Source organism: Microbacterium sp. LWO12-1.2 (assembly GCF_040675875.1).
GTDB lineage: Bacteria > Actinomycetota > Actinomycetes > Actinomycetales > Microbacteriaceae > Microbacterium.
The window spans coordinates 2066627-2081231 of the sequence record NZ_JBEGII010000001.1 but is presented as its reverse complement, the minus strand read 5'-3'; the positions used below and the strand labels follow the sequence as shown (position 1 = coordinate 2081231).

At 67.9% G+C, this 14605-nt stretch carries 14 protein-coding genes and 1 tRNA gene; 6 read left to right on the top strand and 9 right to left on the bottom strand.

Going from position 1 to position 14605, the window contains the following annotated elements; translation table 11 throughout:
- Positions 1–52 precede the first annotated feature (52 nt).
- From MRBLWO12_RS09930 to MRBLWO12_RS09920, 3 genes are all read right to left on the bottom strand, one after another.
- Positions 53–340 (bottom strand): WXG100 family type VII secretion target, encoded by a 288-nt coding sequence (locus MRBLWO12_RS09930; protein WP_363555020.1) that lies wholly within the window; start codon positions 338–340, stop codon positions 53–55.
- A 126-nt stretch (positions 341–466) separates the two neighbouring features.
- Positions 467–2155, bottom strand: a complete 1689-nt coding sequence (locus MRBLWO12_RS09925) for a sensor histidine kinase (RefSeq protein ID WP_363555018.1) — start codon at positions 2153–2155, stop codon at positions 467–469.
- 40 nt (positions 2156–2195) lie between these two features.
- Positions 2196–2888: a response regulator transcription factor gene (locus MRBLWO12_RS09920; protein WP_141871123.1), complete on the bottom strand. Its 693-nt coding sequence runs from the start codon at positions 2886–2888 to the stop codon at positions 2196–2198.
- A gap of 152 nt (positions 2889–3040) precedes the next feature.
- Here MRBLWO12_RS09920 and MRBLWO12_RS09915 point away from each other — a divergent pair, with 152 nt between their 5' ends.
- Positions 3041–4063, top strand: a complete 1023-nt coding sequence (locus tag MRBLWO12_RS09915; protein ID WP_363555016.1) for a CPBP family intramembrane glutamic endopeptidase — start codon at positions 3041–3043, stop codon at positions 4061–4063.
- 19 nt (positions 4064–4082) lie between these two features.
- Here the strand turns inward: MRBLWO12_RS09915 and MRBLWO12_RS09910 are convergent, their stop codons facing one another.
- Genes MRBLWO12_RS09910 through MRBLWO12_RS09900 form a run of 3 tightly spaced genes read right to left on the bottom strand, consistent with a single transcriptional unit; the run spans position 4083 to position 7756 of the window.
- A complete protein-coding gene (locus tag MRBLWO12_RS09910; protein ID WP_363555014.1) occupies positions 4083–5723 on the bottom strand; it encodes a DNA repair helicase XPB in 1641 nt (546 codons plus the stop codon).
- A 37-nt stretch (positions 5724–5760) separates the two neighbouring features.
- Entirely contained in the window at positions 5761–7470 is a 1710-nt protein-coding gene (locus tag MRBLWO12_RS09905; protein ID WP_363555012.1) for a helicase-associated domain-containing protein, read from the bottom strand.
- A gap of 10 nt (positions 7471–7480) precedes the next feature.
- Positions 7481–7756, bottom strand: coding sequence for a multidrug ABC transporter ATPase (locus MRBLWO12_RS09900; protein ID WP_363555010.1), 276 nt, complete (start codon positions 7754–7756; stop codon positions 7481–7483).
- Positions 7757–7872: 116 nt separating this feature from the next.
- On the opposite strand from MRBLWO12_RS09900, the gene MRBLWO12_RS09895 reads away from it, so the two are divergent.
- Entirely contained in the window at positions 7873–8253 is a 381-nt protein-coding gene (locus MRBLWO12_RS09895; protein WP_363555008.1) for a cold-shock protein, read from the top strand.
- A complete protein-coding gene (locus MRBLWO12_RS09890; protein WP_363555006.1) occupies positions 8237–8836 on the top strand; it encodes a DUF3027 domain-containing protein in 600 nt (199 codons plus the stop codon). Before MRBLWO12_RS09895 ends, MRBLWO12_RS09890 begins: the two co-directional genes overlap by 17 nt.
- 10 nt (positions 8837–8846) lie before the next feature.
- Here MRBLWO12_RS09890 and serC read toward each other — a convergent pair whose 3' ends face one another.
- Positions 8847–9959 (bottom strand): phosphoserine transaminase, encoded by a 1113-nt coding sequence (serC, locus tag MRBLWO12_RS09885; protein ID WP_363555004.1) that lies wholly within the window; start codon positions 9957–9959, stop codon positions 8847–8849.
- Between the two features lie 100 nt (positions 9960–10059).
- Between serC and MRBLWO12_RS09880 the strand changes: the two genes are divergently transcribed.
- From MRBLWO12_RS09880 to MRBLWO12_RS09870, 3 genes are all read left to right on the top strand, one after another.
- Complete coding sequence (locus MRBLWO12_RS09880) at positions 10060–10761, top strand: metal-dependent transcriptional regulator (protein ID WP_363555002.1); 702 nt, start codon at positions 10060–10062, stop codon at positions 10759–10761.
- Between the two features lie 343 nt (positions 10762–11104).
- Positions 11105–11827 carry a M23 family metallopeptidase gene (locus tag MRBLWO12_RS09875; RefSeq protein ID WP_363555000.1) on the top strand — a complete coding sequence of 241 codons (723 nt, stop codon included), beginning with the start codon at positions 11105–11107 and terminating at the stop codon, positions 11825–11827.
- Between the two features lie 333 nt (positions 11828–12160).
- Positions 12161–12658, top strand: a complete 498-nt coding sequence (locus MRBLWO12_RS09870; protein WP_141871132.1) for an HNH endonuclease — start codon at positions 12161–12163, stop codon at positions 12656–12658.
- 23 nt (positions 12659–12681) lie between these two features.
- Here the strand turns inward: MRBLWO12_RS09870 and MRBLWO12_RS09865 are convergent.
- A tRNA-Arg gene (locus tag MRBLWO12_RS09865) sits at positions 12682–12755 on the bottom strand.
- A gap of 12 nt (positions 12756–12767) precedes the next feature.
- Entirely contained in the window at positions 12768–14573 is a 1806-nt protein-coding gene (locus MRBLWO12_RS09860; RefSeq protein WP_414685470.1) for a 2-isopropylmalate synthase, read from the bottom strand.
- Positions 14574–14605 lie beyond the last annotated feature (32 nt).

Below are 14605 nucleotides of genomic sequence, written 5' to 3'. Positions count from 1 at the left end.
CGCCCCGGCTTCGGCCGGGGCGTTTCCGTGTTACGGGGAGCTGAGCGGCAACTCAGCGGAACAGGCTCGCCGAGTACTGATCGGCATCCGCGTACTGGGTGGCGGCCGAGCCGAGGGCCGTGCCGATCGATTCGAGCGCCTGTTCGACGTGCAGCTGCGCGCCGCGCCACTGTTCGGCGCAGCTCTGGAAGGCGCTCGATGCGGTACCGACCCAGGAGGACTGCAGCTGCGTCAGTTGCGCGGTGAGTGCCGCGGACTCGCTCTGCAGCCTCTCCATGGTGGCGCGGGCCGCCCCGTGAGCGGCGTGGACGGCTTCGGTGTCGACGGTGAAGACGGACATGGGAACTCCTTCGTTGGTGGAGTTCCGAGGCTAGGAGGGCTCGGGCGCGGGCCGAGTGCGGCAACGCTCCCGGTCCCGACGCGTGTGCAGAAGGGGACGAACCGGTGCGCGGTGCAGGGATGCTCCTCAGAGGTCGAGAGGCTCGAGTGGCTGCGTCTCCTCGAGCAGGTGCGCAGGAGTCGCTCGTGACGGCGCCAAGGGGAGTGTGACGGTGAACGTCGCGCCACCGCCGGGTGTCTCGGAGACGGCGACCGAGCCGTGCAGGGCCTTGAGGATCGACGACACGATCGCCAGGCCGAGTCCCGATCCGCCGGTCTCTCGTGCGCGGGATGTGTCGGCCCGCCAGAACCGCTCGAAGATCTGCTCGCGGATCTGCGGAGGGATGCCTTCACCATGGTCGACGATCGCGATGCTGCCGGTGCCGCGCACGCGGTCGGAGTCGACCACGATCTCGATGGGACTGTCTTCGGACGAGAACCGTCGTGCGTTGCCGAGCAGGTTCGTCACCACCTGGCGGACCTTGTTCTCCTCGCCGAGCACGATCGGAGGGGTGCGCACCGGGGTGTCCGGGGCTTCGGAGAAGTCGAACGCGGGCGTCGACTCCTCCGCGGTGACACGGGGGCGGCGCCGCAGACGGGAGAGTGCGGCGCGTGAGAGACCGCGCGGCGCCGGCTGCTCCGGTTCCTGCTTCGGGATGCTGCGGGTGGGTGCGGTGACGCTCTCGATCGTGAGATCGATCATCGTCACGGTGCGACCGGGCGCTGCGGCGCGCACGTCGAGGGCGGCATCGCGGGCGATCGGGCGCAGGTCGAGTGCGACGATCTCCGGCTCGCGCTCCTCGTCCAGCCGGGCGAGGGCGAGCAGGTCCTCGACGAGCACGCCCATCCGGATCGCTTCCTTCTCGATGCGCTCCATGGCCCTGGCGGTGTCCTCCTCGCCCGTGATCGCGCCCATGCGATAGAGCTCGGCGTAGCCGCGCACGCTGACCAGGGGAGTGCGCAGCTCGTGGCTGGCGTCGCCGATGAAGCGTCGCATGTGCTGCACAGTGCGATCACGCTGCGCGAGCGAGCCGTCGACGCGGTCGAGCATGGTGTTGATGGCGGAGTTCAGGCGGCCGACCTCGGTCGTGGGCTCGAGGTCCGTCAGGCGCTGGCTGAAGTCGCCGGCAGCGATGGACATCGCAGTCGACTCCACCTGGCCCAGGCGACGGAAGGTCAGCGTCACCAGGAAGCGCGTGAGGAGGGCGGCGATGAAGATCGTGATGAAGGCGATCGTGATGTAGATGCTGAAGTACTGCCCGATGATCCGGTCAGCCGGCGCGAGTGGGACCGCCACGACCTGGGTGCGCAGCGAGCCGCCCTCCGACGGCAGCACGGCGACCGACGAGCTGAACAGCGCGCCGTCTTCGCCCACCAGAGGCATCACGGTGTCCTCGCTGCTCTTCGCCTCGGCCAGCGGGAAAGATTGGCGGAACTGCGGTGCCTCTGCGGAGGTGTTTCCCGCGGTCGCCTGCAGCACGCCTTCCGCATCGTAGATCGCGACGAAGAGGTCGCGCGGCTGCTCGTCCTTGCGCGTGTAGACGGGTTCCCCGTCGACCGGGGTCGTGTCGAAGTAGCGGTTGACGAGGTCGCTCGACACGAGCGCCGGCAGCTGCGACTCGATGTTCGCGACCAGCGCGGTGCGGAGGATCGGGACGGTGCCGAGGCCCGCGATCAGCAGCCCCAGCGCGAGCACGCCGACCGTGACTCCCGTGACCTTCGCGCGAAGGCTGATGCGTCGCCACCAGCTGGTGACCGCATCCGGCTTGTGCGCCATGCGGTCCTCCCGGTTCGGCGTCGTGCGGTGCAGGCGGCGGTCAGGCCGACTTGCCGACCTTCAGCATGTAGCCGAAGCCGCGCTTGGTCTGGATGAGCGATTCCTCGGTGTGCGGGTCGATCTTGCGTCGCAGGTAGGAGATGTAGCTCTCGACGATGCCCGCGTCGCCGTTGAAGTCGTACTCCCACACGTGGTCGAGGATCTGCGCCTTCGACAGCACCCGGTTCGGGTTGAGCATCAGGTAGCGCAGCAGCTTGAACTCGGTCGGGCTCAGCTCGATCGGCTCCTTGCCGACATGCACGTCGTGCGTGTCCTGATCCATCGCCAGTTCACCGGCGCGGATGATCGACTCCTCGTCGGCCTGCATCGTGCGGCGGAGGATCGCCTGGGCTCTGGCGACGATCTCGTCGAGGCTGAACGGCTTGGTGACGTAGTCGTCGCCGCCGGCGTTCAGGCCCTCGATCTTGTCCTCCGTGCCGTCCTTCGCCGTGAGGAAGAGGATCGGGGCGGTGAAACCTGCACCGCGGAGGCGCTTGGTGACGCTGAACCCGTTCATGTCGGGCAGCATCACGTCGAGGATGATGAGGTCGGGCTCCTCCTCCAGGACGGCGGAGATGGTCGCGGCGCCGTTGGCGACCGTCTTCACCTGGAACCCGGCGAAGCTGAGACCGGTCGAGAGCAGGTCACGGATGTTGGGTTCGTCGTCGACGACCAGGATGCGCGCAGCAGTCATGACCCCATTATGGTGACTTCGTCGATGATGATGCTGATCATCGCTCGGAATGGCGCGGTGTTGACCATGCAACGAGCCCGGGATCGGGGCTAGTTATGGGGGATCGCGCCGCGGATAACGGATGCACTGGCCTGATCCGAGAGGATCGATTCATGAGTTCGCCCGAGGACGCCGTCCCTGCCCCCGCATCCGGCATCGCGCGTGACGCGGCCCCCGACCCCGCGCAGATCCCGTTCCACCGTCTCGCGCGCGAGCGCCAGAGGTATCGCTGGTGGTCGCTGCTGTTGACCGGAGTCCTGGGCATCGCCTTCTACCTGATCATCATCCTGCTGTTCGTCGTGCCGCTCGCGATCGCCGCAATGATCGTGCCCGCGTGGGGCGCCGAGCTGGACGCGCTGTTCACGACGGTGCAGTACTTCGATCTGGAGCGGCCCTGGTTGCTGGTCGCCCTGGTGCTCCCGTTGATCCTGATGATCCCTGCGCTGTTCGCCGCCTCACGTATCGTGCAGGGGCGCGGCGTCGGACTCCTCTCGTCGGTGGTCGGACGGTTGCGTCTGGGGTGGCTGGGCAGGAGCCTCGTGCTCGCGCTCGCGGTGTTCGTCGTGTATTTCGCCGTGATGCTGGGATGGTCCGCGGCGATAGGGGAGGCCGTGTCGCCGGACTTCACCTCTCCGGGCCTCTGGGCGATGGTCGCACTCGTGCTGCTGCTGATCCCGCTCCAGGCGGCTGCTGAGGAGTACGTCTTCCGGGGCTATCTGATGCAGCTGGTGGGGAGCTGGTTGCGTCACCCGGCGTTCGCCATCCTGCTGCCGGTGCCGTTGTTCATTCTGGGGCACGGCTACGACGTGTGGGGCGCGGCGAGTGTAGGGGTGTTCGCTGTCGTGGCTGCCTGGCTCACGTGGCGCACGGGGGGACTCGAAGCCGCGATCTCGCTGCACATCGTCAACAACGTGCTGATCTTCCTTCTGGGGTCCGTTGCGGTCGTCGACGCGAACGCCACGTCGGGCACGCCGGTGGATCTGATCGCCTCGGCCGTGGCGATGGTCGTCTTCGCGCTGCTGGCCGACCGGTGGGCGCGTCGGATCGGCGTCGTTCGCACCCGCACCGCTCGCACCCTCGCCGCCGCACCTCCCCCCAGCGGAACACATCACCTGGAACCAGTGCTGCGGGGCTGAGTCCGCGGCATCGGCGCGTTCAGGCGGCGAGTGCGTCGGCGTCGAGGATCGTGTAGCTGTATCCCTGCTCGGCGAGGAAGCGCTGACGGTTCTGCGCGTAGTCCTGGTCGATGGTGTCGCGGGCGATCAGCGTGTAGAAGCTCGCGGTGTGCCCCGACTGCTTCGGGCGCAGCAGGCGGCCGAGGCGCTGCGCCTCCTCCTGCCGGGAACCGAACGAGCCGGACACCTGGATCGCCACGGATGCTTCCGGCAGATCGATCGAGAAGTTCGCGACCTTCGACACCACGAGCAGGGAGATCTCTCCCTCGCGGAACTGGCGGTAGAGCTCCTCGCGCTCATCCACAGGGGTTGCTCCGGTGATCTGGGGCGCGTTCAGCGCCTGTGACAGCGTCTCGAGCTGGTCGAGGTATTGCCCGATCACGAGGATCCGCTCATCCGGATGCTTCGCGATGAGTTCCTTCACGGTGTCGATCTTCGCCGGCGCGGACGCCGCGAGGCGGTACCGCTCGTCGTCGGTCGCGGCGGCGTACTCCAGCCGGTCGTCCGGCGGGAGGTCGACGCGCACTTCGTAGCAGGCGGCGGGAGAGATGAAGCCCTGCGCTTCGATCTGCTTCCACGGGGCGTCGAACCTCTTGGGGCCGATCAGGCTGAACACATCACCCTCACGTCCGTCCTCCCGCACCAGGGTGGCGGTCAGACCGATGCGGCGGCGCGCCTGGAGGTCGGCCGTGAGCTTGAACACGGGTGCCGGGAGCAGGTGGACCTCGTCGTACACGATCAGGCCCCAATCGAGTGCATCGAGTAGGGCGAGGTGGGCGTACTCGCCCTTCCGCTTCGCCGTGAGGATCTGATAGGTCGCGATCGTGACCGGCTTGACCTCCTTGGCCTGCCCGGAGTACTCGCCGATCTCCTCGGGTGTCAGGCTCGTGCGCTTGAGGAGCTCGTCACGCCACTGGCGCGCCGACACGGTGTTGGTCACCAGGATCAGCGTGGTCGTCTTCGTGGCGGCCATCGCACCGGCGCCGACGATGGTCTTGCCGGCGCCGCAGGGGAGCACCACCACACCGGAACCGTCCTTCGAGAAGGCATCGACGGCATCCTGCTGATAGGGGCGGATCTGCCAACCGTCCTCGGCCAGATCGATCTCGTGCGGGGTGCCGGGGGTGTAGCCGGCGAGATCCTCCGCCGGCCAACCGATCTTGAGCAGCTCCTGCTTGATCTGTCCGCGCGCCCACGCATCGACCACGAAGGTCGTCGGCGACGGGTGGCCGATCAGCAGCGGCTGGATGCGCTTGTTGTTCGCGACCTGGGTCAGGACCGCGGGGTCGGAGGAGCGCAGGATCAGGGTGCCCTCGTCGTCGCGCTCGATCACCAGACGGCCGTAACGGTTGACGGTCTCGCGCAGGTCGACGGCGACCGACGGGGGAACGGGGAAGCGGGACCAGCGGTCGAGGGTCTCGAGCATGTCCTCGGCGGTGTGGCCGGCGGCGCGGGCGTTCCACAGTCCCAGGCGGGTGATCCGGTAGGTGTGGATGTGCTCGGGCGCGCGTTCCAGCTCGGCGAAGATCGCCAGCTCGTGACGAGCGCTCTCCGCATCGGCGTGCGCGACCTCGAGCAGTACGGTGCGATCGCTCTGGACGATCAGGGGGCCATCAGACATAGCTGTCCAGTTTACCGGGTGCCGGGAGGCCAGGGCCCTATGAGGCGACGACGCTGGCCGCGCGGATGCTCGACACGGGCAGAGTGCGCTCGACGTCGGCCGCACGATCGCGTCCGCGCAGGCGTCCTCCGCCGAGCCCGGTCGCTTCGAGCAGCAGTTCCCTGGTCGAGCCGTCGGGCATGCCGACGGTGACGCGCAGCACCGCTCTGGCGCGCACGGCGGCCTCGAGTTCGCGGTCGAGCCATGCGGCATCCGCGTCGGGGCCCTGCTGAGAGCGCAGGCGGAGGATCAGCGGGAGCAGGTCGCTCGACGACGTCGCGGGGGCCTCGGTCGGAGCAGCCGGATGCCGTTCGCGGACGAGCGCCGCGCCGTCCGCACCGACGAGAGTCGCCGGATAGCGAGCGTCCGTGAGTGCCCAGTAGACGGTGTCGCGCCCCACGCGCGTCGTCAAGGAGTCGACGTGCTTCGTCAGTGCCAGTGGGCGGAGGCTCTGATCGATCGCCATCGCCTCGATCAGGTGCGGGTCGGTGCTCTCGATCCGGGTGCGTCCGGTCTCGTCGTCGGTCGACACCCGCACCAGTCCGTGCCGCTGCGCCGTCTGAGCCACCAGGTAGCTCAGGGGCTGCGGAATGCCGGTGAGGGAGATCTCGGCAAGGAAGTCCAGGATCGACTGCGCGCTCTCCCCCGAACCGAACGCGCGGGCGATCGACTCGGTCGTGAACCGGTACGACGAGGCCTGCGCGGCCGACTCGCGGGTCGCGATCGTGCGGAGCCGCACGTCGAGCGGGGGCGCGAGGGGACCAGGCGCGATCGCGGTGAGGTCGTTCTGGAGGAAGATCTTGTCGACTTCGGCCGGCAGGAGCCGAGCGAGTTCGGTCGCGTCGGCGGCGCGTCCGTTCCGCAGGGGGACCGACCAGACGGGCTCGGTGCCGCCCTCGGCGATGACTCCGAGCAGCGTGGCTGCCTGGAGCAGCATGCGACTGCGTTCCGGCCACGTGGGGTCCCAGGGATGCGCGTGCGGCCAGTCCGCAGGGGCGATCCATCCGCCGTCTGCCGATCGGACGCCGCGGGGCAGTGCATCGCGGAAGGCCGTCGCGAGGACGCTCCACCGTTCAGGGGCTGACGAGCGGAGCCAGTCCTCCGCCGAGGTGCTGGTGCGCAGGCGCCGTCCGTCGATGACGGCCAGACGGGCATCGACGGCGATCGCGAGCAGTGCGTCGATGACATCGATCGGCAGCCCGGTCTCGCTCAGCTGGCGTTTCTCACCGGCGCTGACGCTGCCCCCGGCGAGCAGGGCGAACGGGGAGTCCCGTGCGACGAGCAGCAGGTCGGCCAGGATCGACACTGTCGTGAAGGCGCGCTCTGCGGCATGCGCGGCCAGGTCGTCAGGTGCTGTCGGTGCGGAGGTCGAGGTCGTCTCTGGCGGTGCAGTGCGGCCATTGAGCGCGGCGATCACCGGTGCCGGGGGAGTCCCGTCCGGGCGGAGCAGCGCGAGCGCGGTCAGAGCGGGGCGTTCTGCTCCGGCGTCCTCGCCGGCTGCCGCGCGCAACAGGGCGGACGCCTCGGGGCCCGTGAGTGCCGGGAGCACCTTCGCCAGTGAAGCCGGGTCGAGCAGTGCTTCGGCGGCATCGAAGAAGTCGTGCCAGCCGACGTCGGCACGAACGCGGCGTTCTGTGAAGAGATGCAGAAGTTCCGCATCGCTCGCCGCAGCCAGCCAGTCGGCCAGTGGGCGTGCGTGCGCGGTCATGCCGAAGACCTCAGGGCCGCGATGCCGCGCGCCCTTTTCGGATGAAGCTCATCACCAGGAGGACGATGATCATGACGAATGCCACCGGCAGCCCCCAGAAGGGGATGGCGGCGACGAGCGGCCAGACACCCTCACCGAAAGCGGCCTGGTCCATGCCCACTGCCGTGCCGATGATGATCGCGAAGAAGCAGATCACGGATGCGGCGGCGATTCCGAGCGCGCCGAATGCCAGGAAGCGATCCAGGCGCCGGATGGAGATCTCCGGTTCGGAATTCTGTGCACTCATCCCTCTCACCCTACTCTCACCGGGACCTTCGAGTTCCCCTGTCTCCGACCGGTAGACTGGAGGTGGACGCGTGTGAGCGCGCCTTCTTTTACACACCGACTCAGCGAGGTTCTCCCATGCCCACCGGCAAGGTCAGGTTCTACGACGAAGACAAAGGCTTCGGCTTCATCGCCAGCGATGACGGCCAGGATGTCTTCCTGCACGCTTCCGCCATGCCGGCAGGCACGGCGATGAAGGCGGGCGCTCGCGTCGAGTTCGGTGTGGCCGACGGCAAGCGCGGTCTTCAGGCGCTCTCGGTCCGCGTTCTCGAAGCGCCGCCGAGCCTCGCGAAGGCGAAGCGCAAGTCCGCCGACGACATGGCGATCATCGTCGAGGATCTCGTGAAGCTCCTCGACAGCATCGGCGGGGACCTGCGGCGTGGCCGCTACCCGTCATCGAGCCACGGCCGCAAGATCGCGGCCGTCCTGCGCAAGGTCGCCGATGACCTCGAAGCCTGACGCCGACGCGCGTCTCCTCGACGCTCACGATCTCGCGCTGCAGGCGCTGCGCGAGATCACTCCTGCGGCGACCATCGGCCCCGCTGCCGGGTACCTGGTCGAAGACGACGGCTCCGTGTCGTTGCGCTTCGAGAACAGGCTCCCCGGCTACCCCGGCTGGTATTGGACGGTGACCGTCGCGCGCGTCGAGGATGAGGATCCGACCGTGCTCGAGGTCGAGCTCCTCCCCGGAGACGGCGCGCTTCTCGCGCCGGAGTGGGTGCCGTGGGTCGAACGCCTCGCCGAGTACCGCTCGCACCAGGCCGAGCTCGCCGAGCAGGCGGCGGCGGCTGCGGAGGACGCCTCCGGCGACATCGATGCCGACTCCGAGCTCGACGAGGATGACCTCGACGAGGACGACGAGCTGGATGAGGACGACGACCACGAGGCCGACATCCTGCACGCGGGTGACCTCGACGGTGTCGACATCGACGAGCTCGATGAAGCGACCGGCGACGACGTGATCGAAGACGACGAAGACGAAGACGAAGACGTCGACGCCGACGAGGATGTCGACGCCGACGAGGTCGACGAGGAGGAGTGACCCCCGGCGCTCAGGCGCCGAGGTTCTCCAGCACGTAGTCGAGTGCCCGCGTGAGCTGGCGCACGTCATCCGGTTCGATCGAGACGAAGGTGGCGACGCGGAGCTGGTTGCGTCCGAGCTTGCGGTAGGGCTCGGTGTCGACGATGCCGTTGGCGCGCAGCGTCTTCGCGATCGCGGCCGCGTCGATGCTCTCGTCGAAGTCGATCGTGACGACCACGGGGGAGCGGTGAGCCGCATCCGCGACGAACGGGGTGGCGACCGCTGAGGCCTCTGCCCAGTCGTACAGCACGGAGGAGGACTCCGCGGTGCGCGCACCGGCCCAGCCCAGGCCCCCGTTGTCGAGGATCCAGCGCAGCTGGCTGTCGAGCAGGTGCAGGGTGGTCAGTGCGGGGGTGTTCAAGGTCTGGTTGAGCCGTGAATTGTCCACGGCGTTCTTCAGGCTCAGAAACTCGGGGATGTAGCGGTCGGAGGCGGCGATGCGCTCGATGCGCTCGATCGCGGCGGGGGACGCGACGGCGAACCACAGGCCGCCGTCCGAGCCGAGGTTCTTCTGCGGCGCGAAGTAGTAGACGTCGGCCTGGGACGCGTCGAAGTCGATGCCGCCGGCGGCGCTGGTCGCGTCGATCACCGTCAGGGCGCCCTCGGCCGCGATGCGCTCGACCGGCGCCGCGACGCCGGTGGAGGTCTCGTTGTGCGGCCAGGCGTACACGTCGACGCCCTCCACGATCTCGGCAGTGGTGCGGGATCCGGGCTCCGCCTTGCGTACGTCCGGTGCCTCGAGCCACGGGGCGGCTGCAGCTCCTGCGAACTTCCCGCCGAACTCCCCGAACACCAGGTTCTGGCTCCGGCGCTCGATGAGCCCGAACGCGGCAGCATCCCAGAATGCGGTCGATCCGCCGTTGCCGACGAGGATCTCGTAGCCCTCGGGGATGCGGAACAGCGAGGCGAGCTGCTCGCGCACGCTGCCCACGAGGTTCTTCACCGGGGCCTGGCGGTGCGAGGTCCCCAGGATCGTGGCCCCCGAAGCGAGCAGTGCGTCGAGCTGCGCAGGGCGCACCTTCGACGGACCACAGCCGAAACGGCCGTCGACGGGTAGGAGGTCTCGGGGAATCTCGATCGCCATGGGTCGATTCTAGGGGGCGCGGACGTGACTCGATCACCGGGGCGAGGCCGATGTCCCCGCGGGAATGTAGGCTTGCCTAAGAACCTCGGAGGGCCTGCACATGACGGATCTGATCGACACCACGGAGATGTACCTCCGCACCATCCTCGAGCTCGAGGAGGAGAACATCGTGCCGCTGCGTGCGCGCATCTCCGAGCGCCTCGGTCACTCGGGGCCGACCGTCTCGCAGACCGTCGGCCGTATGGAGCGCGACGGACTCGTCGTCGTCTCCGAGGACCGCACTCTCGAACTCACGGACTCCGGCCGTAATAAGGCCGTCAACGTGATGCGCAAGCATCGGCTCGCCGAGCGTCTGCTGTCCGACGTCATCGGACTCGACTGGGCGTTCGTCCATGAAGAGGCCTGCCGCTGGGAGCACGTCATGAGCGAGCAGGTCGAACGACGGCTCGTCGAGTTGCTCGGTCACCCCACGGAATCGCCGTACGGCAACCCGATCCCCGGTCTCGACCAGCTCGGCGATCTGCCGGCACGCACCTTCGACGAGGGCGTCATCGGCCTCGTGCAGAAGCTGAACGCCGCCGGCGAGCCGATCGACGGCACCGTGCGTCGTCTGGCCGAGCCCGCGCAGGTCGACCCCGAACTCCTCGAGCAGCTGCGTGACGCGGGCGTCGTTCCCGGTGCACACGGCGACTTCCGCTTCAGCGAGGGCTACGTCCTCATCCAGATGGACGGCAAGGAAGACGGGCTGGAGCTGCCTGTCGAGCTTGCGTCCCACATCTTCCTCGTGGGCGAACCGGCCTGATATTCCGGGGTTTTACACCCCCTCCCCGAGGATTGCCAGGTTCACAGGGTGACACGATCGTTATCTTCCGGTAGCCTCGGTCAGGTCGTCAGCGAAGAAGCCCGCTGACGGCGAAACCGCGAAGATCGCCTTTCGGCTCGTCATCTTCACGGTATGAATGCACAAAGTACCCGAGATACATTCGTGCCCCGAGAAGCAGAGTGCCGACGAGCCAGCGCTACCCGAAAGCGCACAGGCGCAGGAGGACTAAGTTTTGGTCGCAGACATCGAACCGCCCGCGAAGGCATCTGAAGATCGAGTACCCGCACGCCGAACCGGCGCGCGAGTCAGCGCTCGAAAGTCCGTGAAGCCGCTCCGTTCTGTCGCCATCTTCGGCGCCGTCGGTGCGCTGGTGGCCGGTATCGCGTTGCCGGCGTACGCGTACTCCAAGCCGGCCGAGGCCGCCACCACCGTGCAGCAGCTCGCCGCGGTCGATGCGCAGTCCCTCGTCGTCGCCTCTCAGGCGACCGCCGCTCCGCTCGCCCGTGGAACGTTCACGGCGACGACGCCGGAGGAGATCGAGAAGAAGAAAGCCGAGGAGGCAGCGGCCGCTCGTGCCGCTGCGGCAGCGAAGTCCTCGGCCGCGGCCTCGAACTTCAGCACCGCCGGTTACGCGCTCGTCTCTCCCGGTTCGGGCGAGGTGCGCTATCCACTTCCCGGCGGCTCGTACAACCAGGGACGCACCATCGGCGGCGGACACAACGGTGCGGACATGCTCGCACCGGCGATGACCCCGATCTACGCTGCGGCTGCCGGTGTCGTCCGTGCTTCCGCGGAGAGCATCGGCGGATACGGCGTGTGCGTCATGATCGACAGCGTCGTGGGCGGCCAGCGCGTGCAGACCACTTACGGTCACATGACCTACGGCACGCGTCAGGTGCAGGCGGGGCAGACGGTCGCCGCCGGCCAGTTGATCGGTTTCGTCGGCAGCACCGGTCGTTCCACCGCGAACCACCTCCACTTCGAGGTCTGGATCAACGGCGGGCTCGTCGAGCCGTACTCCTGGCTCGCCGCCAACGCCGGCTGAGCCGGGTGGCTCGTGCCGGCAGAGCCGGATGTGGACACGCCCCGATCGTTCATCTGAAGTTTCGCCCCGCTCTCAGGGGAATGGGTTAGCCTGATCCCGTTGTCGCACAGACGGGAGAGGCTGATGGCGCGAATACCGAACATCCGAACCATGGATGGACTCGGTCGTCACGTCCTTCTGCATCGCCCGCAGGGACTGCACGGTACTGCCGTGTACGAAAGGCGCTGTCTTTAGACGGCGCCTTTTCTGGTTCCTGCGAACGCTCTGCCATCTGCGCGACCTCGTGATTCGAGAGTGCCGGGAAGCCGTCCCGGCGGATCGAGAGGATTCCGAATGCGCACATTAGTCCTGAATGCCGGATACGAGCCGCTTGCGATCGTGTCGTTCAAGAGAGCCCTCGTGCTCGTGATGAACGACAAGGCGACGGTGATCGAGCGCGTGGAAGACGACCCCGTCTGGGGGAGCCACGGAGTCTACGACCGGCCGGCGGTCATCATCCTGGCGCGGTATGTGCGTGTTCCGAACAGCAGACGCGTTCCTGTGACGCGGCGGGGCGTGCTCAGACGAGACAACCACCGCTGCGGGTACTGCGGCAAAGCTGCGTCGACGATCGATCATGTGCTTCCGCGCTCGCGAGGAGGGGCCGACTCCTGGGAGAACCTGGTGGCGTGCTGCCTGCGCTGCAACAACGTGAAGAGCGACAGGACTCCGCAGGAGATGCGGTGGGAGCTGCGCTTCACACCCCGGCCGCCGCACGGCACGGCATGGACCGTGCGAGGAACCGAGCGTAGCGATCCGCGATGGGAACCGTACCTGGAGCTGGCGGCCTAGGGCGGGCGGTAGCGGTCCGGATGTGCCCTCGACAGGATTCGAACCTGCGACCTGCCCTTTAGGAGAGGGCTGCTCTATCCTGCTGAGCTACGGGGGCGTGCGATCCAGTCTAAGCGACGGCGTGGGTCGCAGCGGAGTCCCTGGCAGCGATCGCTAGGTCTGCGGCCCGGATCACCGCGTCGAAGCTCGCGTCGATCACGGACGCGGCACGACCAGCGGTCCAGCGCACGCCGGACTCGTCACGGTACTCGAGCAGTGTGATCGCGTCGCTGGCATTCCCCGCGTCCGCACTGGTCTGATGCAATGCCAGGATCTCGATGCGGATGCCGGCCGCCAGGAGCGCCTGTGTCAGAGCTTCCACGGGACCGATCCCCGTATGCACCGAGGAGGAGGTCGCCCCGGAGATGACCAGTCGCACCTCGGTGGATCCGCGGTCCACCCGATAGTCGGTGAGCGCGACCTGGCCGGAGTTCTCGGGAAGGTAGCGCGCAGTGAACAGCTCCCACAATGCGTGCGCCGAGAGCTCGTCTCCGCTCGCATCCGCCTGCTGCTGCACGTGCCGTGCGAAGTCGATCTGCAGCCGGCGGGGCAGTTCGATGCCGAACTCGGTCTCGAGCAGATGGGCGATCCCACCCTTGCCGGACTGCGAGTTCACTCGGATCACGGCGTCGTAGCCGCGGCCGATGTCTGCAGGGTCGATCGGCAGGTACGGCACGCGCCAGTCCAGCTTCCCGGCGTCGACGCCGGTGGCCAGCGCCTTCGCCCTGTGGGCCGCGAGACCCTTCCGGATCGCATCCTGATGCGTCCCGCTGAATGCGGTGTGCACCAGGTCGCCGACGTACGGATGCCGGGGGTGCACCTCGATGCGGTTGCAGTATTCGACCGTGCGGCGGATCTCGTCGATGTCGGAGAAGTCGATCATCGGGTCCACGCCCTGTGCGTGCAGGTTCAGCGCGAGCGTCGCGATGTCGACGTTGCCGGTGCGCTCCCCGTTGCCGAAGATGCAGCCCTCGACACGCTGCGCGCCAGCGAGGACGGCGAGCTCGGCGCAGGCGATTCCGGTGCCGCGATCGTTGTGCGGGTGCACCGAGAGGATCACGCCGTCGCGACGGGCGAGATTGCGATGCATGTACTCGATCTGGTCCGCGTACACGTTCGGTGTGGCGATCTCGACGGTCGCGGGAAGGTTCAGGATGACGGGACGCTCGGGCGACGCGTCCCACAGGGTCGTGATGCTGTCGCAGATGTCGAGTACGTAGTCGGGCTCCGTCAGGTTGAACACCTCGGGAGAGAACTGGAACCGCACGTTCGGGAGGTCTGCGGTGAGATCGAGCACGTCACGCCCTGCTGACAGGATGAGCTCCTTGAGGTCGGCGCGGTCGCGTCCGAGGACGAGCTCGCGCCAGGTCGGAGCCGTCGCGGTGTACACGTGGATCACGACCGGATTCCGGATGCCGCGGACCGAGTCGACGGTCCGCTCGATCAGGTCGCGGCGCGCGGCCGTGAACACGACGATCGTCACGTCGTCGGGGGCGAGTCCGGACTCGGCGATCAGACGCACGAAGTCGAAATCGGTCTGCGAAGCCGAGGGGTAGCCCACCTCGATCTCCTTGTATCCCATCGCGACCATCAGCTCGAAGAACCGCCGCTTGCGCGCAGGATCCATCGGCTCGGCGAGCGCCTGATTGCCGTCGCGCAGATCGACCGGCACCCACAGCGGGGCGATGGTGAGCTCTCGGGTGGGCCAGCTGCGCTCGGTGAGCGGAACAGCGACGCGATCGCGCACAGGGGCGTAGCGGTGCGAGGGCATCTGGGATGCGCGCTGGCGATTCCAGGCGGGGGCGTCGGCCGGTACGGGGCCGCGCGGTGTGGACAAGGTGCGGAAGGTCGAAGGGGCTGGCGTCGTCGTGTTCATGGTCTTCTCCGAGTGGTCGGCGGGATCCGACC